Raw genomic sequence first — 26,207 nt, 5'->3', positions numbered from 1 at the left:
TTTGTGGCGGCGCTTAGATCGCGTCGGTATCGGTTTCGCCGGTACGGATACGAATCGCCTGTTCCAGATTGACCACGAAGATCTTGCCGTCACCGATCTTGCCGGTGTTGGCAGCCTTGGTTATCGCCTCGATAACCCGATCCAGATCCTTGTCGTCGATGGCCACGTCGATTTTCACCTTGGGCAGAAAATCGACCACATATTCCGCGCCGCGATACAGCTCGGTGTGACCCTTCTGCCGGCCGAAGCCTTTGACTTCAGTAACGGTAATGCCCTGCACGCCGATTTCGGACAGCGACTCGCGCACGTCGTCCAGCTTGAACGGCTTGATGATGGCAGTGACTAGCTTCATGAAACTCTCTCCCGATTTGGTGGACTTGCCCCAGGAAAACAAACCCGTCTCAAGTCTAAGCGCAGTGCCTGGCTTTGTAACGCATCGTTGACGCCAGCTAACCGCATCAGACGAAACTCCCCGCTTCGTCTGCCGCACTGCATTCGTCACAGCGACTGCATCAGTGCATGGGTCGAAGGTGACTAAGCAGAAACCTTGCCATCTCGACAAAATCCTCTGATTTCAATCCCTTGGCCGCTGTCGCACGCAGTGCCGTGCCGAAGGCACTGCGGTTACGCACAACAACGGTGCGCGGGTGCCCGTGCGCTTGCGCGAAAAGCGTGCATCTGGCTGCGGGATTGACTATAGACACTGCGTGATACACTGCCGGCCATTGTTTTCAGGACATTCACCATGCTCGCACCCAAAGACTTCCTCGACGCCCTGAGCGGCACCGCCTCCCGCCTTTTCAGCGGCGACACCCCGCTGCCGAAAGCCGAAATGGAAAGCCAGTTCAAAATGCTGCTGCAAAGCGCCTTCAGTAAACTCGATCTGGTCAGCCGGGAAGAGTTTGATAGTCAGATGGTGGTGCTGGCGCGTACGCGTGCACGGCTTGAGAGTCTTGAAGCGAAGGTGGCGGAGATGGAAGCGAAGCTGAATCCGCCGGCTGAATAACGGCCCAGTTCCCGGATATTGAGTTTGGTTAGTAAAAAAGGCGTCGAATAGACGCCCTCAAAGTGCCTCCCCCGGGCCGGTCTTCAGCCTCGGTGTACTGCCCGGATACGGAATCATGCGCAATGTGCCAGCCGCTCTACCTGATCACGGATTGCAGCTCCTCTTTCAATTTCAGCTTTTCGCAGATCGTACGTCGATTGCAGGTTCAGCCAAAATTCAGGAGTGGTGTCCAGACAGATAGAAAGTCTTAAAGCCATGTCAGCGCTGATGCCTCGGCGCTGTAGAACGATATCGTTCACCGTCGGAGTAGACACATTCAATGCTCGCGCCAACGCAGCGGCTGTCAGGTTCAGAGGCTCCAGATACTCCTCTTTGAGGATCTCGCCGGGATGGACCGGACGCATACCATTCTTGGTCATACTCACCTCAGTGATAATCGACGATTTCAACATCCTCGGGCCCATTCAGCCCCCAGACGAAGCAAATTCGCCATTGGGCGTTGATACGAATGCTGCATTGCCCCTTCCGATCGCCTCCCAAGGTCTCGAGCCGATTTCCGGGAGGAGATCGGAGATCAGCCAACGCAGCTGCTGCATCAAGCATCGTCAGCTTACGTTCCGCGACACTCAATATGGCTGACCAGAAACGGGTTTTACCGCTTCGGAACAGGTATTCGGTTTCAGAACATCTGAAGCTGATCATAATTTAAAGCTTAACGTTATGCATTAACCTTGAGTGTATTCGTGAAGATCATTGATGCAAACAGGTGATCCTGCGATTTCGGTGTTCTTTCAGGGCTTTCAGCAATGGACTACGCGTGGTGGCTAATCCTTACTGAACCCGTCGCTATTTCCTACACAAACTCTCCCTATTTCTGCTTGCGATGCCTTGCCGATTTCCTGGCGTTTCTTGCAGCAACATCCTGAGAAGTTTTTGCGCGCCACCCGCCCCACTAAAACGACTATGCCCTACTACCCTTCAAAAACCCGCAGGAAGCGGCCCCCGACTCAGCTCAAGGAACGACCATGTCCCTCTCCATCGTCCACAGTCGCGCCCAGATTGGCGTGGAAGCCCCCGCTGTCACCGTCGAAGTCCATCTGGCCAACGGTCTGCCGTCGCTGACCATGGTTGGCCTGCCCGAGGCGGCGGTGAAGGAGAGCAAGGATCGGGTGCGCAGCGCGATTATCAATTCCGGACTGCAATTTCCGGCGCGGCGGATCACCTTGAATCTGGCGCCGGCGGATCTGCCCAAGGATGGCGGGCGCTTTGATCTGGCGATTGCCTTGGGGATTCTTTCGGCGAGTGTTCAGGTGCCGTGCCTGACGCTGGATGATGTGGAGTGTCTTGGCGAACTGGCGTTGTCCGGTGCGGTGCGGCCGGTGCGTGGCGTGCTGCCGGCAGCGTTGGCGGCGCGCAAGGCCGGGCGGGCGTTGGTGGTGCCGCGGGCGAATGCCGAAGAGGCGTGTCTGGCTTCGGGGTTGAAGGTGTTTGCGGTGGATCACTTGCTGGAGGCAGTGGCGCATTTCAACGGGCATACGCCGGTGGAGCCTTACGTTTCCGATGGATTGATGCATGCTGCCAAACCCTACCCTGACCTTAACGAGGTGCAGGGGCAGACAGCCGCCAAGCGCGCATTGCTGATTGCGGCGGCGGGCGCGCACAACTTGCTGTTCAGCGGGCCACCCGGGACAGGCAAGACGTTGCTGGCCAGCCGCCTGCCCGGATTGCTGCCGCCGCTTTCCGAATGCGAAGCCCTGGAGGTCGCAGCGATTCAGTCAGTCGCTAATGGCGTACCGTTAACTCACTGGCCACAGCGCCCCTTCCGTCAACCGCACCACTCCGCTTCCGGGCCGGCACTGGTCGGCGGCAGTTCGAAACCGCAACCCGGCGAAATCACCCTGGCGCATCATGGCGTGCTGTTTCTCGACGAATTACCCGAGTTTGATCGCAAGGTTCTGGAGGTACTGCGCGAGCCGCTGGAGTCCGGGCATATCGTGATTGCCCGGGCCAAGGATCGCGTGCGTTTCCCCGCGCGGTTCCAATTGGTGGCGGCAATGAATCCGTGTCCCTGTGGATATCTTGGCGAACCCAGCGGCAAGTGTTCGTGCACGCCGGACATGGTTCAGCGCTATCGCAATAAACTGTCGGGGCCGCTGCTGGACCGAATCGATTTGCACCTGACCGTGGCGCGAGAGGCAACAGCATTGAATCCGGCAGCGAAGCCCGGCGAGGACAGCGCCAGCGCTGCGGCGTTGGTAGCCGAAGCGCGAGAGCGCCAGCACAAACGTCAGGGCTGCGCCAACGCCTTTCTCGATTTGCCGGGATTGAAGCGCCATTGCCGGTTATCCACAGCCGACGAGAAATGGCTGGAATCGGCCTGCGAGCGACTGATCCTGTCGCTGCGCTCGGCCCATCGTCTGCTCAAGGTCGCGCGCACGCTGGCGGATCTTGAGCAGGTCGATGCGATCACCCGCGAGCACCTGGCCGAGGCACTGCAATACCGACCGGCGACACCTTAATGCTGGGTCAGATCAACCAATGGCGCTTGCCGCACTTCGGTTTCCCGCCCGGCCTGAATCTCGCTCACGCGCTTCAAGGCGTTATCCACAGCACCTTTGTCTGCGAGCAGGCTGTAGCTGATCTGGAACTGTTTATGCTCCTTCGGTGCAATGGTCGGCACCAGATTCAGCGGGCGCTGGTAGCGGCGGTTGTAGGAAAAACTGGTGCCCGGCTCAAGCCCCGTCACGTAGCCCTGCCCTTGGGTGTCGGTATTCTTCCACAGGGAGAACACCGGCAACTGCTGAGTATTGAAGCCCACAGAGACGCCCAGGCTACCGGCCTTGTTATGCAGCACCGTCAAGGTTTCGCCCTTGGCATCCGCATAAGGCACGACGTTGTACACCGTTTCGTCGTAGTCCTTGGTCGGCGCCCGGTAAGTCTGCCAGTCGGCCAGATCGCCCTTGGCCTTGTCGTTGAATGGCGATACCTGCTTCACCGGCGCGGCAAACTTTGCGCCTTGCTCAAGAAACGGCGTGCTGAAGTTGCTGTGATACAGCGCCTGATATTCCTTCGGATAGTCGCCGTTGTTGGTCAGGGTGTCGTTGAGGGTGAAGCTTGCGCTGCCCGGCTCGGTGACCAGTTCGGTCGCTACCGAGAAATCGACTTTCTTGAACGCCTGCTCTTTCAGCTCGCCACGCAAGGTAATGGCATAGGGCGGTTTTTCATCGATGTGCAAAGTGACGGTGCTGGCCGGAATGTTGGCGGCGCGACCGTGCAGTGTCAGCAGTTCACCGTTGTCCATGCCGGGATGGCCTACCCATTCGTAACCGCAACGGGTGACCAGTTCGTTGAAGCCTTCGAGCCAGCCCAGGCCACCGCGTCCGTTGAGTTCGATGAAGGCCGGATTGACCACCTCCTGCACCGGCGAGTCCCAGCCCATGCGGACATTGCCCACCGAAGCTTGCAGCACGTTCATGCCACGGGTCGGTACCACCGAAAGCTTCATCGCGCCGTTATCGATGTCGACAACGCTGACACCCTCCTGACGACCGCCGTGCAGGGTGCGCAAGGTCACGGAAAACGGTTTGGCGGTTTTCACACCAAGCTGTTCACTGGTGATCGTCCAGTTTTTCGCGGGAGTATGGGTATCGAGCAAGACGTAGTCCCAGGCCATGGCATGGGAAGCAGCGGAGAATGCGCCGAGGGCGACAAAGAGTTTGAGCAGGGTCATGGCAGCAGCCTTTATTGGAGTTGTGCCATTTTTATAGCGCTGCGGAAACGTTTCAGCAAGTGCAAAGAGGCTGAGGGTCACAAGCTTTCGCGAGCAGGCTCGCTCCCACCGGGTTTTCGGATCTTCACAACATTTGTGAATCACACCGAGAACTGTGGGAGCGAGCCTGCTCGCGATAGCTATTTCAAAGACGCATCAACGGAAGCGATCAACCTCGGAACGCAGATCCGCCGCCAGCTTCTCCAGCTCTTTAGCCGTCACCGCCAGGTTCGACACAACCTCACGCTGCTCACTGTTAGCCAGGGCAATGCTCTGCAAGTTGCTGCTCAGCAATGTCGCGGTGCTGCTTTGTTCCTGCGTCGCAGTGGTGATTGCAGCAAATTGCTGGCCTGCCGAACGGCTCTGCTCATCAATGCGCGCCAGCGCCGAGGCGACATTGGCGTTGCGCGACAGACCTTCTTGCATCAGCACGTTGCCCTGCTCCATGGTGCTGATCGCGTTGCCGGTTTCCTGCTGGATGCTGTGGATCATGCTGGAAATCTCGTCGGTCGCCTGACGGGTGCGCGAGGCCAGACTGCGCACTTCGTCAGCCACCACGGCAAAGCCGCGACCTTGTTCGCCGGCGCGCGCCGCTTCGATCGCCGCGTTCAGGGCCAACAGGTTGGTCTGCTCGGCGATAGAGGTGATCACGCCGACAATGCCGCCAATTTCCTGCGAGCGCTGGCCGAGGGTGTTGATCACGCTGGCGGTGCTGTTCAGCGCGCCGGCGATTTGCTCCAGCGAGGACGACGCTTCTTCCATCGAGCTGCGACCGATCTGTGTTTGCTGGGCGTTTTCCTGCGCGAGGCGCTGAGTGGCCCCCATGTTGTCGGCGATGTCCAACGACGTGGCGCTGAACTCTTCGACAGCGCCGGCCATGCTGGTGATTTCCCCCGACTGCTGCTCCATGCCCTCATACGCACCGCCGGACAAACCGGACAGCGCCTGCGCACGGCTGTTGACCTCTTCCGAAGCGCGGCGGATGTGCTCGACCATGGTCGACAGCGCCTGGCTCATCTGGTTGAAGGCGCGGGACAGCTGACCGATCTCATCGTGGCTCGATACGTTCAAGCGCACGCTCAGATCACCAGCGCCCAAGGCCTCGGCCTGACGCACCAGATCACCCAGCGGAGCGAGTTTGCTGCGCAGCAACCAGACCACGGAGCCAACGGCCAGCAACATCGCCAGCAGGCTGCCGATAGCCAGTTGCGTACCGACGCTCCAGGTCACCGCGCGGATCTCGGCTTTCGGCATGCTCGCCACTACCGACCACGGTCCGCCCTCGAACGGCACCGCGACGCTGTAGAAGTCTTCGCCTTTATCGTTCCAGAACTCACCCTTGCCCGGGGTTTTCACCAGACCGTTGATGGCCGGGACGGCCTGGTCCAGCGACTCGACGCCGGCAATCGGCACCAGCCATTTGTTCTGCTCGTCAAGCAAGGCCAGCGAGCCGGTCTTGCCGATGCGGAAGCGCTTGAGATTGGCAAACTGGGCGTTTTGCGCATCGGTGTAATCGAAGCCGACGTACAGCACGGCGATGATCTTCCCGCCCGCATCGCGAACCGGGGTGTACTGCGACATGTAATAGCGTTCGAACAACAGGGAACGCCCGACAAAGCTCTGGCCCGCCATCAGCTTCGCGTAAGCCGGGTTGGCGTGGTCGAGCACGGTGCCGATGGCGCGGGTGCCGTCCTGCTTGGTGACGTTGGTGCTGACACGAATGAATTCTTCGCCGCTGCGCACGAACACCGTAGCCACGCCGGCCGTCATCTGCTTGAACTCGTCAACTTCCTTGAAGTTGTTGTTCAGCACTTCGCTGCCCAGACGCAGTCCCGGCGTCTGTACGCCGGCCACGGTGACCGGCTCTTCCGGATGAACACTCAGGCCGCTACCGAAGCGTTTCTCGAACAAGCCGCTCAGGCGCAAGGTGCTTTCGCGCAGCGTGCCGTGGAACGTGCTCAGCTGGTCGGCCAGCAGCCGCGCCTCGCTGGCCAGATGTTCTTCACGGGTGGCGAGGTTGGCCGAATCCAGCGAACGCAGAGCGAACACCGTACTGCCACTGATGACAATCGCCAGTATTACAGCGAGCGCGAGGCCCAGCTGCGAGGCGATCCGAGCGCGAGGTTGAGACATGGACAGCTCCTGGCCGAGCTGCGGGATCCTCCTTGATCTCGACTCGGATTATTTTCTAATAGTGGGGGGTGAACCGTAAAAACCGGCACGACGGTTCCACTTGCTCATAGTCGGCGGTAAATCCGAATACTTGAGCGCCTGACAGGGGTATGGCACAAGGCCGGCATTGTGCCGGCTCGAACGTTTCAGCTCAAGCGTGTCACCGCCGGCAGTTCCATGGCGCGGACCTCGCTTTGCAGGAAGTCGCTGAGACGGCGCAAACGTTCACCTCCCGGTCGGGTTTTTGGCCACACCAGGTAGTAATTCAATCCGCTGGCGACGGCGGTTGGCCACGGTAGGCTGAGACGTCCCTGGGCGACATCTTCGGCCACCATCAACAGATCGCCCATCGATACACCGTAACCGCGCGCCGCCGCGATCATGCCCAGCTCGAGGGTATCGAACACCTGTCCGCCCTTGAGCGACACCTGATCGGCCAGCCCCATGTGCTCAAGCCAGCTGCGCCAGTCACGGCGGTCCGGGGTCGGGTGCAGCAACTCGGTGGATGCCAGCCGCGCGACGTCCCACGGCTGGTCATTGAGCAGGTTCGGCGCGCCAACCGGGATCAGTTCTTCGGCAAACAACAGGCTGGCCTCCCAGTCCGGCGGGAAATGCCCGTCACTGAGCAGCACCGCGCAATCGAACGGCTCATCGTTGAAGTCCACCGAATCCACGTCCATCCACGCGCTGGTCAGTTGCACTTCGTTACCTGGCTGCAAATGCCGAAAACGGCTGAGCCGCGCCAGCAACCAGCGCATGGTCAGGGTCGATGGCGCTTTCATACGCAGAATGTCGTCTTCGGCACGCAAGGTATTGCAGGCCCGCTCCAGGGCTGTGAAGCCCTCGCGGATGCCAGGCAATAGCAGGCGGGCCGCCTCGGTCAATTGCAGATGACGGCCGCTGCGATGGAACAGCCGACAAGCGAAATGCTCTTCGAGCGTACGAATGTGCCGGCTCACCGCGCTCTGGGTGATCGAAAGCTCTTCGGCCGCGCGGGTGAACGAGCTGTGCCGGGCGGCCGCTTCGAATGCGCGCAGGGCATACAGCGGAGGAAGTCGACGGGACATGCACAAGCTCCTGGGGCGGGATGCAGCCAACTTAGCAGAAAGTGCTCAGGATGAGTTTTAATCATGCCACCCATCCTTTTTATCCCTTTGTGCAAATCCCTCCACGCACCGAGAATCGACGGTCTCCTGTTCCCTCTGCAAATTGAGTGGTGATGACTATGCAACATCCTGTGCGTACCGAACTCTGGGCTATTCTGCGGCTGGCGGGGCCGTTGATCGCTTCACAGTTGGCGCACATGCTGATGGTGCTGACCGACACGCTGATGATGGCCAGGCTCAGTCCCGAGGCGCTGGCCGGTGGCGGCCTCGGCGCTGCGACCTACTCGTTTGTGTCGATTTTCTGCATCGGCGTCATTGCAGCGGTCGGCACGCTGGTGGCGATTCGTCAGGGTGCCGGCGATATTCTTGGCGCAGCACGCCTGACTCAGGCCGGATTGTGGCTCGCCTGGCTGATGGCGCTGGGCGCAGGGCTGTTGCTGTGGAATCTGAAACCGGTGCTGTTGCTGTTCGGCCAGACCGAAACCAACGTCAACGCGGCCGGGCAATTCCTGATCGCCCTGCCCTTCGCCCTGCCCGGCTACCTGAGCTTCATGGCCCTGCGTGGTTTTACCAGCGCGATTGGCCGGGCCACGCCGGTCATGGTCATCAGCCTCGCTGGCACCGTGGCCAACTTTCTGCTCAATTACGCGTTGATCACCGGCCTGTTCGGCCTGCCGCAGCTCGGCTTGACGGGCATCGGTCTGGTCACGGCGATTGTCGCCAACTGTATGGCGCTGGCGCTGGCCTGGCACATTCGCCGACATCCGGCGTATGACGCCTATCCCTTGCGCGCCGGCCTGTCGCGGCCCAACCGGCAGTACCTGAAAGAACTCTGGCGGCTGGGCCTGCCCATCGGCGGCACCTACGCGGTGGAAGTCGGGCTGTTCGCCTTTGCGGCGCTGTGCATGGGCACCATGGGCAGCACACAAATGGGTGCGCATCAAATCGCTCTGCAGATCGTTTCGGTGGCATTCATGGTGCCGGCCGGGATGTCTTACGCCATCACCATGCGCGTCGGCCAGCACTATGGCGCCGGACAACTGATCGATGCGCGCATGTCCGGCCGTGTTGGCATCGCCTTCGGCGCGGTGGTGATGCTCGGCTTTGCCTTGGTGTTCTGGCTGTGGCCGAATCAGTTGGTTGGTCTGTTCCTTGATCATAACGACCCGGCGTTTGCCGAGGTGATCCGCCTGGCAGTGAGCCTCCTGGCAGTGGCGGCGTGGTTCGAATTGTTCGACGGCACGCAGACGATTGCCATGGGCTGTATTCGTGGTCTGAAAGATGCCAAGACCACCTTTCTGGTCGGGCTCGGTTGCTACTGGCTGATCGGCGCGCCGGCGGCGTGGTGGATGGCCTTCCACCTCGATTGGGGGCCAACCGGCGTCTGGTGGGGACTGGCGCTGGGCCTGGCCTGTGCGGCGGTGAGCCTGACGCTGGCGTTTGAATGGAAGATGAAGCGAATGATTCGGCGCGAGCCGCAGGCTAAAGGTTTCAACATCCCTCAGGCCGAATGAGATCCCCTGTAGGAGTGAGCCTGCTCGCGATAGCGGTGTATCAGTCAATGCAAATGTTGACCGTTGGAAAGCTATCGCGAGCAGGCTCACTCCTACAGGGGGTGGTGTTCAGCCGACGATCTCCAGAGCCGGCTGCTGGCTCGATCCCGACGTCAGGTATTCCACCAACTCCGCCAACGGCAACGGCCGGCTGATCAGGTATCCCTGCACCTGATCGCAGTCATAGCCGCGCAGCAGATCCAGTTGCTCCGGCGTCTCTACGCCTTCGGCCACTACTTCCAGTTGCAGGTTGTGCGCAAGGTTGATCATCGCGTGTACCAGCTTGCGGTTCTCTTCGCGCTGTTCCATGCCACCGACAAAACTCTTGTCGATCTTCAGCAAGGTGATCGGCAGGCTGTTGAGGTGTACGAACGATGAAAACCCGGTGCCGAAATCGTCCAGCGAGAACCGCACGCCAAGGCGGCCGAGGGCGTCCATGGTCTGTTTGACCAGGTCGCTGCGGCGCATCACGGCGGTTTCGGTGAGTTCGAATTCCAGCCACTGCGCCTCGACACCGCGCTCGGCAATCAGTCGGCTGAGCGTCGGCAGCAACTGACTGTCCTGAAACTGCCGGAACGACAGGTTGATCGCCATGTGCAGCGCGGGCAGGCCGCGTTCGCGCAGATCCTGCATATCGCGCAGCGCCCGGGAAATCACCCAATACCCCAGCGGCACGATCAAACCGCTCTGTTCGGCCAACGGCACGAATTCGCTGGGTGGCAGCAAACCGCGTTCGCCATGGCGCCAGCGCACCAAGGCTTCGAGGCCGACGATCTGACCGTCGGCAAGGTTCAGGCGTGGCTGGTAGTGCAGTTCCAGCTCATCACGGCGCAAGGCCCGGCGCAGCTCGCTTTCCAGATCGGCCATGCTTCGCGCGTTGCGGTTGATGCGTTCGTTGAAGATATGAAAGGTGCAACCCTGCGTGCTCTTGGCCTGCTGCATGGCGATATGCGCGTGCCACATCAGCGGATCGGCACCGCCCTGCGCACGGGCATGGGCGATGCCGAGGCTGGAGCCGATCAGCAGGCTTTCACCATCGACCCAATACGGTTCGGACAAGGCCTCGGTGATGCGCTCGGCCATCCATTCGGCCCGCTGCGGCGCGCGGCGGGTGTCAATTAGCAGGGCAAACTCGTCGCTGCCCAGGCGCGCCAGTTGATCACCGGCCTCCAGCTGGCTTTTCAGCCGGGCGACGACTTGCAGAATCAGCCGGTCGCCCGCCTGATGGCCGAGGGCATCGTTGGCGTGACGGAAGTTATCCAGGTCGAGATGCCCGAGGGCCAGACCGCGCCCGTCGCCTTCCGCGAGACGGGCGGCCAGCAAGGTCTGGAAGCCCTGGCGGTTGGCGATGCCGGTCAGCGGGTCCTGTTCGGCAAGACGCTGCAAGGTGTTTTCCAGCACGCCGCGCTCGCGCACATGGCGCAGGCAACGGCGCAGCATGCCGGCATCGAGCGCGTCGAACGCCAGCCAGTCACTGACCCCGTCTGGCGCCGTGGCCGGTTCGTGATCCAGCAGCAATACCGTCGGCAGGCTGCAACGGCCCGGTGCCGGTTGCAACGCCGGGATGGTCAATAACACCGCATGGCGATTGTCTTCGAACAGACTGCTGACCGACTCCCAGCTCGGCGCGCTGATCAGCACCGCCGCACTCCCCAACGGAGCCAGACACTCGCGCAATAACGCTGTCCACGCTGGCTCTTCGGCCAGTAGCAGCAAACGCAAGGGTTCGACAGGCGTAGACAAGCTGACTCCCTAGACTCTGCAATGATGTGGGCGGCGGGCATTATGCCGTTGCGCTGGGCAATGACCAATGACAACGGTTATCACAACGTTATTTTGTGTCACGAACGAGAACATTAGCCGCAAAATCCTTGCGCATCCTGCGTGAAAGTAACAAAACCGGCAAATCTGAATCGCGTGGTACGTCACAAGTCGGACAGAGCAGCACAATTCGCTGAGCCTGTTAAAATGCCGGCCCATTTCGTCAACGACTCCCGAATCTTCGTATGTCCCGACTCAATCCCCGGCAGCAAGAAGCCGTGAACTATGTCGGCGGCCCTCTATTGGTGCTCGCCGGTGCTGGCTCCGGCAAGACCAGCGTGATCACGCGCAAAATCGCGCACCTGATCCAGAATTGCGGCATCCGCGCCCAGTACATCGTCGCCATGACCTTTACCAACAAGGCCGCGCGCGAGATGAAAGAACGGGTCGGCAGCCTGCTGCGTGCCGGCGAAGGGCGCGGCCTGACCGTCTGCACGTTCCACAACCTGGGCCTGAACATCATCCGCAAGGAACACGCGCGGCTGGGCTATAAACCCGGTTTCTCGATCTTCGACGAGACCGACGTCAAAGCCCTGATGACCGACATCATGCAGAAGGAATACGCAGGCGACGACGGCGTCGACGAGATCAAGAACATGATCGGCGCCTGGAAAAACGACCTGATCCTGCCGCCCCAGGCCCTGGAAAACGCGCGCAATCCCAAGGAACAGACCGCCGCCATCGTCTACACCCACTACCAGCGTACGCTCAAGGCGTTCAACGCGGTGGACTTCGACGACCTGATCCTGCTGCCGGTAAAACTCTTCGAGGAACACGCCGATATTCTCGAAAAGTGGCAGAACAAGGTGCGCTACCTGCTGGTCGACGAATACCAGGACACCAACGCCAGCCAGTACCTGCTGGTAAAAATGCTCATCGGCAAGCGCAACCAGTTCACTGTGGTCGGCGACGACGACCAGTCGATCTACGCCTGGCGCGGCGCGCGGCCGGAAAACCTGATGTTGCTCAAGGACGACTATCCGTCCTTGAAAGTGGTGATGCTCGAGCAGAATTACCGCTCCACCAGCCGCATCCTGCGCTGCGCCAACGTGCTGATCTCGAACAACCCGCACGAATTTGAAAAACAGCTGTGGAGCGAGATGGGCCACGGCGACGAGATCCGCGTGATCCGCTGCCGCAACGAGGACGCCGAAGCCGAGCGCGTGGCCATGGAAATCCTCAGCCTGCACTTGCGCACCGACCGTCCGTACAGCGATTTTGCGATCCTCTACCGCGGCAACTACCAGGCCAAGCTGATCGAATTGAAGCTGCAACACCACCAGGTGCCGTATCGCCTGAGCGGCGGCAACAGCTTCTTCGGCCGTCAGGAAGTAAAGGACCTGATGGCCTACTTCCGCCTGATCGTGAATCCGGATGACGACAACGCCTTTCTGCGGGTGATCAACGTGCCCCGCCGGGAAATCGGCTCGACCACCCTGGAGAAACTCGGCAACTACGCCACCGAACGCAAGATCTCGATGTACGCCGCCACCGACGAAATCGGTCTGGGCGAACATCTCGACAGCCGCTTCACCGATCGCCTGTCGCGCTTCAAGCGCTTCATGGACAAAGTCCGCGAACAGTGCGCCGGCGAGGATCCGATCTCGGCCCTGCGCAGCATGGTCATGGACATCGACTACGAGAACTGGCTGCGCACCAACAGCTCCAGTGACAAGGCGGCGGACTATCGGATGGGCAACGTCTGGTTCCTGATCGAGGCGTTGAAAAACACCCTCGAAAAGGACGAAGAAGGCGAAATGACCATCGAGGACGCCATCGGCAAACTGGTCCTGCGCGACATGCTCGAGCGCCAGCAGGAAGAAGAGGACGGTGCCGAAGGTGTGCAGATGATGACCTTGCACGCCTCCAAGGGCCTGGAATTCCCCTACGTGTTCATCATGGGCATGGAAGAGGAAATCCTCCCGCACCGCTCCAGCATCGAAGCCGACACCATCGAAGAAGAACGCCGTCTGGCCTACGTGGGCATTACCCGCGCGCGCCAGACTTTGGCGTTCACCTTCGCCGCCAAGCGCAAGCAGTACGGCGAAATCATCGACTGCGCGCCGAGCCGCTTCCTCGATGAGCTGCCGCCGGACGATCTGGCCTGGGAAGGCAACGACGACACTCCGACCGAAGTCAAAGCCGTGCGTGGCAACAACGCATTGGCCGATATACGCGCGATGTTAAAGCGCTAGAATTGACCACTTTTTTTCAAAGCCTGGCGCGCACCACGCGCTGAACGAGGACAGCTTCATGGAAGCACTGCACAAAAAAATCCGCGAAGAAGGCATCGTGCTTTCCGATCAGGTCCTGAAAGTCGACGCCTTTCTGAACCACCAGATCGACCCGGCCCTGATGAAGCTGATCGGCGACGAATTCGCCACGCTGTTCAAGGACTCGGGCATCACCAAGATCGTCACCATCGAAGCCTCAGGTATCGCCCCGGCGATCATGACCGGTCTGAACCTCGGCGTGCCGGTGATTTTCGCCCGCAAGCAGCAGTCCCTGACCCTGACGGAAAATCTGCTGTCGGCAACCGTGTACTCGTTCACCAAGAAGACCGAAAGCACCGTGGCGATTTCCCCGCGTCACCTGACCAGCAGCGATCGTGTGCTGATCATCGACGACTTCCTGGCCAACGGTAAGGCCTCGCAAGCGCTGATCTCGATCATCAAACAGGCCGGCGCCACCGTTGCCGGCCTGGGCATCGTCATCGAGAAATCGTTCCAGGGCGGCCGCGCCGAGCTGGACTCGCAGGGCTACCGCGTCGAGTCGCTGGCCCGGGTGAAATCGCTGAAGGATGGCGTCGTCACCTTCATCGAGTAATTCAGCCACACCGCAGCCCCCTGTAGGAGTGAGCCTGCTCGCGATAGCGTAGTGTCAGTCGAAATAATCTTTGGCTGATCCGGCGCTTTCGCAAGCAAGCCCGCTCCCACAGTTCAGTTTCAAGCCTTCGACAAGTCCATCCTGTACCCCGCTCCCGGTACCCCCTCATGCATTGCAGCCTGAATTTGCGCGTACAAGGCATTCGCCTCGCCGGTAGTAATTGAGCGGGAACAATCACGCAGCACGACATGCAACAGCACGTTTTCCTGACCCGGCAGCATCCCGAGTCGCTCAATCGCTTGCGCGGGCAGGTCGTCCCCCCGCCACCGCCCCTTGATTCGCATCTCCTCAATCCAGTGGGAGCAGTCCCCTGCCGCCTGCAACATCCGCTCGGTCAGTACTTCTTCACTCAATCCCGGCGATACCGCCAACGAAATATCACGCGCGATCGACGGTAGACGAGATACCGCAGCCCAGGGATTCAAATCATGCATCTGCGCTCGTACCCGATCATTCGGATCACGCAGCAAGCGAATATCCGGGATACCTTTGCGCAACATGGTCAGGCGATCCAGCCCCATCCCAAGGGCCAGGCCACCGTGACGCAGCGGGTCAATCTGCAAGCGCTGCAACAACGTCTTTGCAATACGGCCGCATTCCAGCACCTCGACAGGTACATTGTCATTCAGCACATTCACCTCAATTCCACCTTCGGTGTAGTGATGTGGGCTATCGCTATAGACCCAGGACCTGTCGGGGACGGCTGACTGCAAAATATCGCCTACAAGACGCAACAAATGCTCATGCGAGGCCAAATCGGGATCGCCGAGTAGCCAAATATCCATTTGATGCGGCTCAGCGCAATGCCACCGGTCTCGACTGTCACGCCTGAACGTTATTCCCGGCGCTGCCAGCAAGACGGTTTGCCCCGGCTGCCGACGCTCCGCTGCCTGCTGAAGCGCTGCAGGGATTTGGCTGGTGGTCTGTGTTCGCAGCAGCGAGTGCTCATCGACCCAACGTGTGTGCTCACTGCCGAGCGTAATTTCCGCCGGGTCGTAGCCAAGCAAACCGTAGTTTTCTTCCGCCGACACGATCCTCGGTCCTAGTTGCAATTGCGCTTGGGGCCAGCCCTTTTTTGCAAGTCCTTCAAGAACCTCATTCAGCAGCAATCGGACCGCGTGGTCGGGTTGGTTTTTTTCGGTCAAATCAGTCAGGAGCAATGCTTGATGGACAGACGCGTCTGTCAGATATTTTTTTGATGTTTGCACTGTTTGCCCCTGTAATTATGGTTGGCATGAGCCATTAAAAAATCAAAGCCCATAAATAAAACCTAACCGGACAGAGCGTACAGCCACAACCTATCAATTCTAAACTTACAACTTTCAGAAGAGGACTACAGACGTCAACCCCTCAAATAACCGAACCACACAACCAAGAAAACCTACAGAGGAATTGATTCTTAAAACAAGCAAATAATTATTTAATCGATTACGTATCCGTGCATTAATCCGCTCACTCCCACGCAAGAGGGAGCCAATAACAGAATCCAAAAGGAAAATAAAAATGAAAATTGAACAAATCGTCAAAGAAAACCTTAATCGTATCGTTTCCGACCCGAACAACTTTGGGTGGGCACCTCTGGCTTGGGCGTATACAGACGATTAAGCTCTGGTAGCGCGCGGCAACCTTCGTTGCCGCGCACCGCAAGCAAGGAGGGGTTATGTCTCCATCAAATAGAATTTCGGCATTCTTTGACGATCAAAGCTTTGCGATTATTGCTGACTCGGATGACTTCCTTAGAGAATGCGCACGCATGGGCTTCAACGTGGCAAATATCTCTCAGCTAAAGGAATTCCCAAAAAACAGTATTGTTTTTTCTTTCAGTAACGAAGCTGCAAAAAAGACCTTTGAGATTGCAAAAGAAACCGAGTGCAAAAAAATCATTTTCTGCGCGACGCAGGTGTTCGAGCCCTCGGTAAAAGCTGCACTTTACAGCCTCGATCTTTTGCTCAAGAGCGATTTTGCGCAGTCACTCTCTGCGCAACGATCAGTATTGAACATGCTCAACTCAAACCAGACATTCTCGGTGTCTGGCAATGAATCAAATGCAACCGTGTCCGTTCTTCCCGGTGCACAGCCGTATGCACTGCTCGATGAGGATGTGCGCGGAAGCTTTGTGCAATCTGTCGCAGAATTTTTTGAAGTTCATTATGCTCATATGAACCCACTGGAGCCGTGTCCTTTTGAGTTTTCTGGGACCCTGAAAATCTCGGGAATATTGACCGTACTCCGAAAACCCAACGTTGAACTTCCTGAGGGTTTAAAAACTTCATTGAAATGGCTTAGCGACCGGATATCAGGCGAGGGAGCACTACTTACGGTCAGGAAAAATAACTTAACCTCATTTTCAGTAAATAACGCGGAGCACCTAAAACTTCTTGATCTCGCCGCAGGCACTCGTGGACTGAAGCTCACGGAATTCGCCATTGGCGTGAACGAATCGATTTCAAGCGCTATTGATTACAAAGTTAATTCTCAACTGAATGAAGGTATCAGCGGGTGCACTTGGCTATCGGAGACGGTTCATCTGGTTACCATATAGACTTTCTCAGTCCTGGAGTAACCGTCAAACCTGTCTATTCGCGTGTATGTATTTGACGTGGGGGAGCGAGCCTGCTCGCGATAGCGTAGTGTCAGTCAATCATTTCGGTGACTGATGCACCGCGATCGCGAGCAGGCTCACTCCTACAGCTGGCTCTGGGGTGGTCAGTTATTGCGCGGTGGCTTTCAGGCCAGTGAGCAGAAGCCGTTGGAACAGTTCTTCTTTCAAGCCTTCCGGATTTGTAAGCTGCATCCGCTCAAGATGTTCCGGAAACGCCGAGGCCTCCGGCGCATCCAGCGCTGCCTTGCCCAGCTCCAGAATCTCGGTCAGCTTGAACTTGCTCTTCAACCAGTTCAACGCCCGCAGCAGATCCCGTTCAATCGCGGTGAAATCACACCCCAGCGGATATTCTGGAAACAGGTTCGGATGCCGCGCGGCGATGGCTTGCAGACGTTGCGGTGTGTTGTCGGCGAAGCGCGGGTCGAGGCGGAAGTCCTTGGGCAGCTTGCCGACTTTCTGCGCCTGTTCGATCAGTCCCGGCTGGAAGCGTGAGTCGCTGATATTGAGCAGTGCTTCGATCACGGCCGAGTCAGACTTGCCGCGCAGGTCGGCGATGCCGTATTCGGTGACGACGATGTCACGCAGATGCCGCGGAATCGTGCAGTGGCCATATTCCCAGACGATGTTGGAACTGACGTCGCCGCCCGATTCGCGCCAGCTGCGCAGGATCAGCATGGACCGCGCGCCCTCCAGCGCATGGCCCTGGGCGACGAAGTTGTATTGTCCGCCGACGCCGCTGAGTACGCGCCCGTCTTCGAGCTGATCGGCTACGCCGGCGCCGAGCAGGGTCATGGTGAACACGGTGTTGATGAAACGCGCATCGATGCGCTGCAAGCGCTTGAGTTGCTCCTGGCCGTACAGCTCGTTGATGTAGCTGATGCGGGTCATGTTGAATTCGCGCAGCTTGCTCTGCGGCAACTCACGCAGCCGTTCATAGAAACTGCGCGGGCCGAGAAAGAAGCCACCGTGCACGCAAATACCGTCAGGCTGTGCGGCTTCGTCGAGGGTGCCGGCGTTGGCCTGCTCTTGGGTCGGCACGTCGGGGTAGACCTTGCGCCGAATGATCCCGGCATCCGCCAATACCAGCAGGCCATTGACGAACATTTCGCTGCAGCCATACAAGCCTTTGGCGAAGGGCGCGGTGCCGCCCTCGCGCTGGATCAATTGCGCCCACTGGCTGAGGTTTATGTCGTCGAGCAACGCCTGATACCCGGCGTTATCGGCTTGGCGGGCAAGCAACGCGGCGGTCAACGCATCGCCCATCGAGCCGATGCCAATCTGCAATGTGCCGCCGTCGCGCACCAGCGTACTGGCGTGCAGACCAATGAAATGATCCTGAAACCCCACCGGCATGTTCGGCGTGGAGAACAGCGTGCTGCTGTCCTTTGCATCGATCAGCAGATCGAAGGTGTCGATGTCGACCTCGGCATCGCCGGGCATGTACGGCAGCTCGGTGTGCACCTGACCGACCAGCACGATGGTCTCGCCTGCTTCACGACGCTTGGCGATCATCGGCAACAGATCGAGGGTGATGTCGGGGTTGCAGCTCAGGCTCAGGCGATCCGGATGCTCGCTGCTGCTGGCGAGCAGCTGAGCCACCAGGTTCAGCCCGGCGGCATTGATGTCACGCGCGGCGTGGCTGTAATTGCTGCTGACGTAATCCTGCTGGGCCGGCGCGCTGTTGAGCAGGCTGCCGGGCTGCAGGAAGAACTGTTCGATGCGAATGTTGGCAGGCAGGCTGTCACGGTGCAGATCGGCGAGGAAATCGAACTCTGGGTAATCACCGAACACGCGCTCGACGAAGGGCTCGATCAAGCGTTTCTGCAAGCCATCGCCCAGATCAGGCCGACCGAGGCACAGCGCGGTGTAGATCGTCAGCTGCCGCTCGGGCAGGTCTTTGATCCGCCGGTACAGCGCGTTGACGAAGTGATTGGGTTTGCCCAGCCCCAGCGGCAGGCCCATGTGGATATGCGCCGGCAACCGCGCCAGCACGTCGTCCACGGCCTGTTCGATCGAACACAACTGCACCATCTGAAGCCTCCCGCCCGTTCCGTTGATAGGGGTAGACCGAGATTGCCGCTAGTTTGCTGCAAAGAACAGCCCGGTCGCAAAATAGCAGGCACAAAAAAACCGTCCGAAGACGGTTTTTTGTCGAGATAGCCGCCGATTACAGACCGGACATCTCTTTGATCGCGCCCTTGAGCTCTTCATCGGAGCAATCGGCGCAGGTGCCTTTAGGCGGCATGGCGTTGACCCCGGTGATGGCTTTGGCGAGGATGCCGTCCAGACCGCCCTGATGGTCGGCGCGCTCTTTCCAGGCGGCCTTGTCGCCGATTTTCGGCGCGCCCAGCAAGCCGGTACCGTGGCAAGCGTTGCAGTGCTTGGCGATCACGTCTTTAGGTGCCTTCGCACCACCGCCGCCGCCAGCCGTTGCGGCCACTTCCATACCCTTGCATTCCTGCCCCTGAACACACACCTGGCCGACAGGCTCGAGGCGTTTGGCAATGTCGTCATTCGTCGCAGCTTGAGCGCTGACAGCCCACAGGGCCAGTACGGTTGCTGGTGCAGCCAGCATTTTCATAATTAGGTTCACGCGTTCACCCTCAATGGTGGCTATTCACGCCTGCGGCCACGGTTCGCAGGCGGGCGCAAGTATAGCGGGTAGCCCGCCACACTGAAACAACCCCATGGTTAAAGGGGTCTTGTTGCGCATCGGTGAAACGGTTCGGGTGCCTTCGCCGTATTGGCTTGGCGCCTCTTGCTTAGAAATTCGCCGGCGTGGCTGCGCTGATTAGTCGCGCTGGCAAGTCGAACGGATTCCGGAAACGATGCGGCTTGGTACTTTCAAAATAGTAGCTGTCGCCTGCTTCGAGGATAAAAGTTTCCAGACCCACGACCAGTTCCAGTCGGCCTTCCACCAGAATCCCGGTTTCCTCGCCTTCGTGAGTGAGCATTTCTTCGCCGGTGTCGGCACCCGGTGGGTAGATTTCATTGAGGAAAGCGATGGCGCGGCTCGGGTGCGCGCGGCCAACCAGTTTCATGGTCACGGCGCCGTCGGAGATGTCGATCAGCTCGTTGGCCTTGTAGACGATCTGGGTCGGTTTTTCCTGCAGGATCTCTTCGGAAAAGAATTCGACCATGGACATGGGAATGCCGCCCAGAACCTTCCTCAGCGAACTGATCGAAGGGCTGACGCTGTTCTTTTCGATCATCGAAATGGTGCTGTTGGTGACGCCCGCGCGTTTGGCGAGTTCACGCTGGGAAAGCCCTTTGAGCTTGCGGATCGATTGCAGTCGTTCACCGACGTCCAAGGCGGGAGCCTCCTGATGTTGTAAGAATATTGAGCGTTATCATGGCGACAGCGTTCAGTATTTACAACACTTGCCCCCCGCAGCGCCGTCAGCCCTCGGAATAGAGCCTTGGCACCCGGCGCAGGTTGCAGAAAATCTGGTAGGGGATGGTGTCGGCGCATTTCGCCACGTCGCTGGCGAGGATGTTCTTTCCCCATAACTCGACGGTAGAACCGAGCCCCGCCTCAGGCACATCTGTGAGGTCGATGCACAGCATGTCCATCGACACACGCCCCAGCAGACGGCTAAGTTTGCCGGCCACCAGCACTGGCGTGCCCGTTGGCGCCTGACGCGGATAGCCGTCGGCGTAACCCATGGCAACCACGCCGATGCGCATCGGCTTGTCGGTGATGAATCTGGCGCCATAGCCAATCGGTTCGCCGGCCGGCAGTTCGCGCACGCTGATGACTTTCGATTCCAGGGTCATCACCGGTTGCAGGCGTTCGGCGACAGCGTTGGCTTCTTCGAACGGTGTCGCGCCGTAGAGCATGATGCCCGGGCGCACCCAGTCGCTCTTGATCTCTGGCCAACCCAGCACGGCTGGCGAATTGCGCAGGCTGACCTCCGCGGCCAGGCCCTGACGCGCCGCCTCGAACACCGCCACCTGCTCGGCGCTGCTCTGCGCGTGCAGTTCATCGGCGCGGGCGAAATGACTCATCAGCACAATTTCCGCCACTTTGCCGCTGGCCAGCAGACGCTGGTACGCCGCCGGGTAATCTTTCGGATGCAGGCCGACTCGGTGCATGCCGGAGTCGAGCTTGAGCCACACGGTGAGCGGTTTGCTCAGCGCCGCCTGCTCGATCGCTTCGAGCTGCCACAGCGAATGCACCACGCACCACAAGTCGTGCTCGACGATCAGCGCCAACTCGTCGGCCTCGAAGAAGCCTTCCAGCAGCAACACCGGCGATTGAATCCCGGCAGCGCGCAGCTCCAGCGCTTCTTCGATGCAGGCCACGGCAAAGCCATCCGCCTCGGCTTGCAGCGCCTGGGCGCAACGCACCGCGCCATGACCGTAAGCGTCCGCCTTGATCACCGCGAGCGCCTTGGCGCCGGTGACTTCGCGGGCAATTCGGTAGTTGTGGCGCAGGGCTTGAAGGTCGATCAGGGCACGGGCAGGACGCATGGCGGCAGACTTCTAGGCGTTCATGGGAAGAAAAACCGGCGCCGCCTGACGAGGTGAACCGCCAACAGCGCCGGGAGAGGGATCTTTTGAAACGTTACGGCAGCGCGGCGACGATGGAGATCTCCACCAGAATGCTCGGCTTGGCCATCTTCGCTTCGACGGTGGCACGGGCCGGCGCGGCGCCTTTGGGCAGCCATTGATCCCACACGGCGTTCATCCCGGCAAAGTGCGCCTCGATGTCGTTCAGGTAAATGGTCGCCGACAGCAAATGCTGTTTGTCCGTCCCGGCCAGATCGAGCAAACGTTCGATGTTGGCAAGCACGTCACGGGTCTGCTGCTCAATTCCGGCGTTGAAGTCGTCCCCGACCTGCCCGGCCAGATACACAGTGCCGTTGTGGCTGACGATCTGACTCATGCGCTCATTGGTGAGCTGGCGCTGGATTGACATGTTTTGCGGACTCCTGGGTCTTGTTGCCGTAACGGGAAATATCGAGGCCTTCGGCACTGATCTGCGGCTTTTTCTTCGCCATCAGGTCGGCCAGCAAACGGCCGGAACCGCACGCCATGGTCCAGCCGAGCGTGCCGTGACCGGTGTTGAGGAACAGATTCTTGAACGGCGTGGCGCCAACGATCGGCGTGCCGTCCGGCGTGGTCGGACGCAGACCGGTCCAGAAACTGGCTTCGGCCAGATTGCCGCCCTGAGGATAAAGGTCGTTGACGATCATCTCCAGGGTTTCGCGCCGCCGCGGGTTGAGCGACAGGTCAAAACCGGCAATTTCGGCCATGCCGCCGACGCGGATGCGGTTGTCGAAACGGGTGATCGCGACCTTGTAGGTCTCATCCAGAATGGTCGACGTCGGTGCCATGTCCGGGTGGGTGATCGGCACGGTCAACGAGTAACCCTTGAGCGGGTACACCGGGGCCTTGATGCCCAGCGGCTTGAGCAGTTGTGGCGAGTAGCTGCCGAGCGCAAGCACGTAGCGGTCGGCGGTTTCCAGCTTGCCGTCGATCCACACGCCGTTGATGCGATCACCGGCATAGTCGAGCTTCTGGATGTCCTGACCGAAACGGAATTCCACGCCCAGCTTGCGCGCCATTTCGGCGAGACGCGTGGTGAAGATCTGGCAGTCGCCGGTCTGATCGTTCGGCAAGCGCAGGGCACCGGCGAGGATGTCGGTGACGCCGGCCAGCGCCGGCTCGACGCGGGCAATACCGGCGCGGTCGAGTACTTCAAAGGGTACGCCGGACTCTTTCAGCACAGCGATGTCTTTGGCGGCGTTGTCCAGTTGCGCCTGAGTGCGGAACAACTGAGTAGTGCCGAGGCTGCGGCCTTCGTAGGCAATACCGGTTTCGGCGCGCAGTTCGTCGAGGCAGTCGCGGCTGTACTCGGACAGCCGCACCATGCGCTCCTTGTTCACTGCGTAACGGCTGGCGGTGCAGTTGCGCAGCATTTGCGCCATCCACAGGTATTGGTCGATGTCGGCAGTGGCCTTGATCGCGAGCGGCGCATGGCGTTGCAGCAGCCACTTGATGGCCTTGAGCGGCACACCCGGCGCGGCCCACGGCGAGGCGTAGCCCGGCGAGACCTGGCCGGCGTTGGCGAAACTGGTCTCCATGGCCGCGGCTGGCTGCCGGTCGACCACCACCACTTCAAACCCGGCACGCGCCAGATAGTAAGCACTGGCGGTACCGATGACGCCGCTACCCAAGACCATGACGCGCATTTTCAATCCCTCATCGCGGCTTTCCGCCGAGCTGTGTTGTTAGAGCAATGATGGGCGCAGTGTAAAAAAGAAATGCCAGTGCTTTTCACTATATAAGCGCCTATATTTGGCGACAATTCTCGGCAAAAACCCTTTTCACGGAGGCGCATCCCCTATGCGTACCAACACTCAGACCAAACGTGAGCTGGACAAGATCGACCGCAACATCTTGCGGATCCTGCAGGCGGACGGGCGAATCTCCTTCACCGAACTGGGGGAAAAGGTCGGCCTCTCGACCACGCCGTGCACCGAGCGCGTAAGGCGTCTGGAGCGCGAGGGGATCATCATGGGCTACAACGCCCGGCTCAATCCGCAACACTTGAAGGGTAGCCTGCTGGTGTTCGTCGAGATCAGCCTCGACTACAAATCCGGCGACACTTTCGAAGAGTTCCGACGCGCGGTGCTGAAATTGCCGCATGTGCTGGAATGCCATTTGGTGTCAGGGGATTTCGACTATCTGGTGAAGGCGCGGATTTCCGAGATGGCTTCGTACCGCAAACTGCTTGGCGACATTCTGTTGAAACTGCCGCATGTGCGCGAATCCAAGAGCTATATCGTGATGGAAGAAGTGAAAGAGAGCCTGTGTCTGCCGATTCCGGATTGAGATTTTCGGTGCCCGACCCGGCCCTATCGCGAGCAGGCTCACTCCTACAAGGGTACGCATTCTAAATGTAGGAGTGAGCCTGCTCGCGAAGGGGGTCGACTCGGTCTGAAGTGAACGCAACCGCTAAACCAACACCTGCCGATTCGCCGCCATATATTCGAAAATCTGCTGCTCCACCCGCGGATGAATCAACTCCACCGGCCGCCGCTCGTTCGGGCATGGCAAGGTCTTGGTCGTGCCAAACAACCGGCAGATCAACGGCCGCTCTTCATAGACCGTGCAGCCGTTCGGCCCCAGATGCACACAGTTGAGTTCTTCCATCGCGGCATCCTGCTCGGCGCGGGTCTTGCGCGGCAGGCGCGCCATTTCTTCCGGCGAGGTGGTCACCGGGCCGCAGCAGTCGTGGCAGCCGGGGACGCACTCGAACGAGGGAATCTGCTGACGCAGGGCGCGGATTTTCTGGCTGTTGCAGCTCATCGAAACGGTGACCGAATGGGAACAGGCGATAATTGTGCCGCAAAAGCCGCGATGCAGACACCGCAGGCCAGCCGGGTTGCCCACTTTCGGGCGAGCGGCTTATGCTCCGTCAAATTTTCTCGACACTCAGCCGTTGGATGATGCCCATGACCGCCCGCGCCCAGACCACCGCGAGCCAACCCCACGTTGCCTCTTACTACGCCGCCAGCAGCCTGCCGCAGCCTGACCATCCGGTATTGCAAGGTGAGGTAGTGGCCGATGTCTGCGTGGTCGGCGGCGGCTTTTCCGGGCTGAACACGGCACTGGAACTGGCCGAGCGTGGTTTGAATGTGGTCCTGCTGGAAGCGCACAAGATCGGTTGGGGCGCCAGCGGGCGCAACGGCGGGCAACTGATTCGCGGGGTCGGCCATGGTCTCGATCAGTTCGCCAATGTCATCGGTGCCGAGGGCGTGCGCACCATGAAACTCATGGGCCTTGAGGCCGTGGAAATCGTCCGCCAGCGCATCGAGCGTTTCCAGGTTGCCTGTGACCTGACCTGGGGCTATTGCGACCTCGCCAACAAACCCTCCGACCTCGAAGGTTTTGCCGAAGACGCCGAGGAACTGCGCGGCCTCGGCTATCGCCATGAAACCCGTTTGTTGCAAGCCGATGAGATGCACACCGTGGTCGGTTCCACGCGCTACGCTGGCGGCTTGATCGACATGGGCTCGGGGCATCTGCATCCGCTGAATCTGGCCTTGGGCGAAGCGGCAGCGGCGCAGCAGCTGGGGGTAAAACTCTTCGAACATTCGGCGGTGACGCGCATCGACTACGGCCCGCAAGTGAAGGTAAATACAGCGCAAGGCTCGGTGCGGGCGGAAACGCTGGTGCTGGGCTGCAACGCTTACCTCAATGAGCTCAATCCGCAACTCAGTGGCAAAGTCCTGCCGGCCGGCAGCTACATCATCGCCACTGAACCGTTGAGTGATGATCTGGCGCACAGCCTGCTACCGCAGAACACGGCGGTCTGCGATCAGCGGGTGGCGCTGGATTACTACCGGCTCTCGGCGGATCGGCGCTTGTTGTTTGGCGGCGCGTGTCACTACTCAGGGCGCGATCCGAAAGATATTGCCGGGTACATGCGGCCGAAAATGCTCGAGGTTTTTCCGCAGCTCGCTGGGGTGAAGATCGATTATCAATGGGGCGGCATGATCGGCATCGGCGCCAACCGTTTGCCGCAGATTGGCCGGCTCGCCGAGCAGCCGAACGTGTATTACGCCCAGGCCTATTCCGGGCACGGGGTGAATGCCACGCACCTGGCGGGCAAGTTGCTGGCCGAGGCGATCAGCGGGCAACACAGTGGTGGCTTTGATCTGTTTGCCAGGGTGCCGCACATCACCTTCCCCGGCGGCAAGCATTTGCGCTCGCCATTGTTGGCGTTGGGGATGTTATGGCATCGGCTCAAAGAATTAGTCTGACAGACCGAGATCGTTCCCACGCTCTACGTGGGAATGCATCCAGTGACGCTCTGCGTCACAGCGGACGCGGAGCGTCCGGGGCGGCGTTCCCACGCAGAGCGTGGGAACGATCTATGGTTTCAGATCCTCCAGAACGGCTTCACCCCTTCCTCCCGCGCCTGCTCCCGGGTCAGCCCGACATCCTTGAGCTGCTCCGGCGTCAGCGTCAGCAAGGCCTTGCGCGTGTGCCGACGATGCCAGAACAGACCCCAGAGGCTCAGGCCGGACGGCGCGCTGCGCATCAGATTGCGCGCATCGTTGCGCTGCCCTGCCGCCAGTTCCTGACTGTGTAACGTCAGCCGCACATCGCTCAAGCCGTTCATTTTCGTAGCTCCTGTTTACTTGGGTAGCAAGAGATTCCATGATGCGCGGGCGAGCAAAACCATTACAGACGCAAACAAACTGTATTAACCCCATACAGATTTGCCGATTTGGTGACTGAATGATCGATTTTTGCCGCATCTGTACTGGTTTTAAGC

General features: G+C 59.6%; 24 protein-coding genes. 8 read left to right on the top strand and 16 right to left on the bottom strand.

The features are described 5' to 3' along the window. Window positions 1-13: 13 nt before the first annotated feature. On the bottom strand, window positions 14-352 hold the full coding sequence (glnK, locus tag HU739_RS18770) for a P-II family nitrogen regulator (RefSeq protein WP_002555808.1): 339 nt from the start codon (window positions 350-352) through the stop codon (window positions 14-16). A gap of 393 nt (window positions 353-745) precedes the next feature. Here glnK and HU739_RS18765 point away from each other — a divergent pair, with 393 nt between their 5' ends. Continuing rightward, the gene (locus HU739_RS18765) at window positions 746-1,006 is read left to right on the top strand and encodes an accessory factor UbiK family protein (RefSeq protein ID WP_186549694.1); all 261 of its coding nucleotides are present in this window, start codon (window positions 746-748) and stop codon (window positions 1,004-1,006) included. 113 nt (window positions 1,007-1,119) lie between these two features. On the opposite strand, the gene HU739_RS18760 is transcribed toward HU739_RS18765, so the two are convergent. Both HU739_RS18760 and HU739_RS18755 read right to left on the bottom strand, forming a co-directional pair. Beyond that, window positions 1,120-1,425 carry a HigA family addiction module antitoxin gene (locus tag HU739_RS18760; protein ID WP_186549696.1) on the bottom strand — a complete coding sequence of 102 codons (306 nt, stop codon included), beginning with the start codon at window positions 1,423-1,425 and terminating at the stop codon, window positions 1,120-1,122. Window positions 1,426-1,432: 7 nt separating this feature from the next. Then, entirely contained in the window at window positions 1,433-1,711 is a 279-nt protein-coding gene (locus HU739_RS18755) for a type II toxin-antitoxin system RelE/ParE family toxin (protein ID WP_186549755.1), read from the bottom strand. Window positions 1,712-2,031: 320 nt separating this feature from the next. Between HU739_RS18755 and HU739_RS18750 the strand changes: the two genes are divergently transcribed. Next, window positions 2,032-3,525, top strand: coding sequence for a YifB family Mg chelatase-like AAA ATPase (locus tag HU739_RS18750; RefSeq protein WP_186549698.1), 1,494 nt, complete (start codon window positions 2,032-2,034; stop codon window positions 3,523-3,525). Here HU739_RS18750 and HU739_RS18745 read toward each other — a convergent pair. The 3 genes from HU739_RS18745 to HU739_RS18735 all read right to left on the bottom strand — a co-directional run bounded on the left by HU739_RS18745 (window position 3,522) and on the right by HU739_RS18735 (window position 8,014). Next, window positions 3,522-4,736 (bottom strand): aldose 1-epimerase family protein, encoded by a 1,215-nt coding sequence (locus HU739_RS18745; protein WP_186549700.1) that lies wholly within the window; start codon window positions 4,734-4,736, stop codon window positions 3,522-3,524. The two genes, HU739_RS18750 and HU739_RS18745, sit on opposite strands and share 4 nt — an antisense overlap. Before the next feature lie 195 nt (window positions 4,737-4,931). Next, complete coding sequence (locus HU739_RS18740) at window positions 4,932-6,908, bottom strand: methyl-accepting chemotaxis protein (protein WP_186549702.1); 1,977 nt, start codon at window positions 6,906-6,908, stop codon at window positions 4,932-4,934. A gap of 185 nt (window positions 6,909-7,093) precedes the next feature. After that, a complete protein-coding gene (locus HU739_RS18735) occupies window positions 7,094-8,014 on the bottom strand; it encodes a LysR substrate-binding domain-containing protein (RefSeq protein WP_186549704.1) in 921 nt (306 codons plus the stop codon). Between the two features lie 158 nt (window positions 8,015-8,172). Here HU739_RS18735 and HU739_RS18730 point away from each other — a divergent pair, with 158 nt between their 5' ends. After that, a complete protein-coding gene (locus tag HU739_RS18730) occupies window positions 8,173-9,567 on the top strand; it encodes a NorM family multidrug efflux MATE transporter (RefSeq protein ID WP_186549757.1) in 1,395 nt (464 codons plus the stop codon). Between the two features lie 108 nt (window positions 9,568-9,675). Here HU739_RS18730 and HU739_RS18725 read toward each other — a convergent pair whose 3' ends face one another. After that, window positions 9,676-11,349 (bottom strand): putative bifunctional diguanylate cyclase/phosphodiesterase, encoded by a 1,674-nt coding sequence (locus HU739_RS18725; RefSeq protein WP_186549706.1) that lies wholly within the window; start codon window positions 11,347-11,349, stop codon window positions 9,676-9,678. A gap of 263 nt (window positions 11,350-11,612) precedes the next feature. Between HU739_RS18725 and rep the strand changes: the two genes are divergently transcribed. Both rep and HU739_RS18715 read left to right on the top strand, forming a co-directional pair. Beyond that, on the top strand, window positions 11,613-13,622 hold the full coding sequence (rep, locus tag HU739_RS18720) for a DNA helicase Rep (RefSeq protein WP_186549708.1): 2,010 nt from the start codon (window positions 11,613-11,615) through the stop codon (window positions 13,620-13,622). A gap of 58 nt (window positions 13,623-13,680) precedes the next feature. Continuing rightward, window positions 13,681-14,253: a xanthine phosphoribosyltransferase gene (locus tag HU739_RS18715; protein WP_186549710.1), complete on the top strand. Its 573-nt coding sequence runs from the start codon at window positions 13,681-13,683 to the stop codon at window positions 14,251-14,253. Window positions 14,254-14,372: 119 nt separating this feature from the next. Here the strand turns inward: HU739_RS18715 and srmL are convergent, their stop codons facing one another. Next, window positions 14,373-15,521, bottom strand: coding sequence for a PheS-related mystery ligase SrmL (gene srmL / locus HU739_RS18710; RefSeq protein WP_186549712.1), 1,149 nt, complete (start codon window positions 15,519-15,521; stop codon window positions 14,373-14,375). Between the two features lie 452 nt (window positions 15,522-15,973). Here srmL and HU739_RS18705 point away from each other — a divergent pair, with 452 nt between their 5' ends. Continuing rightward, window positions 15,974-16,855: a hypothetical protein gene (locus tag HU739_RS18705; RefSeq protein WP_225922745.1), complete on the top strand. Its 882-nt coding sequence runs from the start codon at window positions 15,974-15,976 to the stop codon at window positions 16,853-16,855. A gap of 168 nt (window positions 16,856-17,023) precedes the next feature. Here the strand turns inward: HU739_RS18705 and HU739_RS18700 are convergent, their stop codons facing one another. From HU739_RS18700 to dadA, 6 genes are all read right to left on the bottom strand, one after another. After that, window positions 17,024-18,946 (bottom strand): acetyl-CoA hydrolase/transferase family protein, encoded by a 1,923-nt coding sequence (locus HU739_RS18700; protein ID WP_186549714.1) that lies wholly within the window; start codon window positions 18,944-18,946, stop codon window positions 17,024-17,026. Window positions 18,947-19,082: 136 nt separating this feature from the next. Beyond that, the gene (locus HU739_RS18695) at window positions 19,083-19,496 is read right to left on the bottom strand and encodes a c-type cytochrome (RefSeq protein WP_186549759.1); all 414 of its coding nucleotides are present in this window, start codon (window positions 19,494-19,496) and stop codon (window positions 19,083-19,085) included. Between the two features lie 181 nt (window positions 19,497-19,677). Beyond that, window positions 19,678-20,226, bottom strand: coding sequence for a cupin domain-containing protein (locus HU739_RS18690; RefSeq protein WP_166221791.1), 549 nt, complete (start codon window positions 20,224-20,226; stop codon window positions 19,678-19,680). Window positions 20,227-20,314: 88 nt separating this feature from the next. Then, the gene (alr, locus tag HU739_RS18685; RefSeq protein ID WP_186549717.1) at window positions 20,315-21,388 is read right to left on the bottom strand and encodes an alanine racemase; all 1,074 of its coding nucleotides are present in this window, start codon (window positions 21,386-21,388) and stop codon (window positions 20,315-20,317) included. Between the two features lie 94 nt (window positions 21,389-21,482). Continuing rightward, window positions 21,483-21,836, bottom strand: coding sequence for a RidA family protein (locus HU739_RS18680; RefSeq protein WP_186549719.1), 354 nt, complete (start codon window positions 21,834-21,836; stop codon window positions 21,483-21,485). Then, window positions 21,808-23,112, bottom strand: a complete 1,305-nt coding sequence (dadA, locus tag HU739_RS18675) for a D-amino acid dehydrogenase (protein WP_186549721.1) — start codon at window positions 23,110-23,112, stop codon at window positions 21,808-21,810. Before dadA ends, HU739_RS18680 begins: the two co-directional genes overlap by 29 nt. A gap of 154 nt (window positions 23,113-23,266) precedes the next feature. On the opposite strand from dadA, the gene HU739_RS18670 reads away from it, so the two are divergent. Beyond that, window positions 23,267-23,755, top strand: coding sequence for an Lrp/AsnC ligand binding domain-containing protein (locus HU739_RS18670; RefSeq protein WP_010465173.1), 489 nt, complete (start codon window positions 23,267-23,269; stop codon window positions 23,753-23,755). A 123-nt stretch (window positions 23,756-23,878) separates the two neighbouring features. Here the strand turns inward: HU739_RS18670 and HU739_RS18665 are convergent, their stop codons facing one another. After that, window positions 23,879-24,232, bottom strand: a complete 354-nt coding sequence (locus HU739_RS18665; RefSeq protein WP_186549723.1) for a YkgJ family cysteine cluster protein — start codon at window positions 24,230-24,232, stop codon at window positions 23,879-23,881. 146 nt (window positions 24,233-24,378) lie between these two features. Between HU739_RS18665 and HU739_RS18660 the strand changes: the two genes are divergently transcribed. After that, a complete protein-coding gene (locus HU739_RS18660; protein ID WP_186549725.1) occupies window positions 24,379-25,689 on the top strand; it encodes an NAD(P)/FAD-dependent oxidoreductase in 1,311 nt (436 codons plus the stop codon). A 119-nt stretch (window positions 25,690-25,808) separates the two neighbouring features. Here HU739_RS18660 and HU739_RS18655 read toward each other — a convergent pair whose 3' ends face one another. Then, the gene (locus tag HU739_RS18655; protein ID WP_186549727.1) at window positions 25,809-26,051 is read right to left on the bottom strand and encodes a DUF1127 domain-containing protein; all 243 of its coding nucleotides are present in this window, start codon (window positions 26,049-26,051) and stop codon (window positions 25,809-25,811) included. Window positions 26,052-26,207 lie beyond the last annotated feature (156 nt).

This window comes from Pseudomonas hamedanensis, assembly GCF_014268595.2.
Taxonomy (GTDB): Bacteria; Pseudomonadota; Gammaproteobacteria; order Pseudomonadales; family Pseudomonadaceae; genus Aquipseudomonas; species Aquipseudomonas hamedanensis.
This window is presented reverse-complemented; position numbering and strand designations above follow the sequence as displayed.

Coding starts and splice junctions, on each gene's coding strand:
- HU739_RS18655 (WP_186549727.1), bottom strand. CDS start 26,051: ATGAACGGCTTGAGCGATGTGCGGCTGACGTTACACAGTCAGGAACTG.
- HU739_RS18740 (WP_186549702.1), bottom strand. CDS start 6,908: ATGTCTCAACCTCGCGCTCGGATCGCCTCGCAGCTGGGCCTCGCGCTC.
- HU739_RS18695 (WP_186549759.1), bottom strand. CDS start 19,496: ATGAAAATGCTGGCTGCACCAGCAACCGTACTGGCCCTGTGGGCTGTC.
- HU739_RS18665 (WP_186549723.1), bottom strand. CDS start 24,232: ATGAGCTGCAACAGCCAGAAAATCCGCGCCCTGCGTCAGCAGATTCCC.
- dadA (WP_186549721.1), bottom strand. CDS start 23,112: ATGCGCGTCATGGTCTTGGGTAGCGGCGTCATCGGTACCGCCAGTGCT.
- glnK (WP_002555808.1), bottom strand. CDS start 352: ATGAAGCTAGTCACTGCCATCATCAAGCCGTTCAAGCTGGACGACGTG.
- HU739_RS18660 (WP_186549725.1), top strand. CDS start 24,379: ATGACCGCCCGCGCCCAGACCACCGCGAGCCAACCCCACGTTGCCTCT.
- HU739_RS18730 (WP_186549757.1), top strand. CDS start 8,173: ATGCAACATCCTGTGCGTACCGAACTCTGGGCTATTCTGCGGCTGGCG.
- HU739_RS18705 (WP_225922745.1), top strand. CDS start 15,974: ATGTCTCCATCAAATAGAATTTCGGCATTCTTTGACGATCAAAGCTTT.
- HU739_RS18715 (WP_186549710.1), top strand. CDS start 13,681: ATGGAAGCACTGCACAAAAAAATCCGCGAAGAAGGCATCGTGCTTTCC.
- HU739_RS18750 (WP_186549698.1), top strand. CDS start 2,032: ATGTCCCTCTCCATCGTCCACAGTCGCGCCCAGATTGGCGTGGAAGCC.
- HU739_RS18670 (WP_010465173.1), top strand. CDS start 23,267: ATGCGTACCAACACTCAGACCAAACGTGAGCTGGACAAGATCGACCGC.
- HU739_RS18745 (WP_186549700.1), bottom strand. CDS start 4,736: ATGACCCTGCTCAAACTCTTTGTCGCCCTCGGCGCATTCTCCGCTGCT.
- HU739_RS18735 (WP_186549704.1), bottom strand. CDS start 8,014: ATGTCCCGTCGACTTCCTCCGCTGTATGCCCTGCGCGCATTCGAAGCG.
- HU739_RS18760 (WP_186549696.1), bottom strand. CDS start 1,425: ATGACCAAGAATGGTATGCGTCCGGTCCATCCCGGCGAGATCCTCAAA.
- alr (WP_186549717.1), bottom strand. CDS start 21,388: ATGCGTCCTGCCCGTGCCCTGATCGACCTTCAAGCCCTGCGCCACAAC.
- HU739_RS18765 (WP_186549694.1), top strand. CDS start 746: ATGCTCGCACCCAAAGACTTCCTCGACGCCCTGAGCGGCACCGCCTCC.
- HU739_RS18680 (WP_186549719.1), bottom strand. CDS start 21,836: ATGTCAATCCAGCGCCAGCTCACCAATGAGCGCATGAGTCAGATCGTC.
- HU739_RS18700 (WP_186549714.1), bottom strand. CDS start 18,946: ATGGTGCAGTTGTGTTCGATCGAACAGGCCGTGGACGACGTGCTGGCG.
- rep (WP_186549708.1), top strand. CDS start 11,613: ATGTCCCGACTCAATCCCCGGCAGCAAGAAGCCGTGAACTATGTCGGC.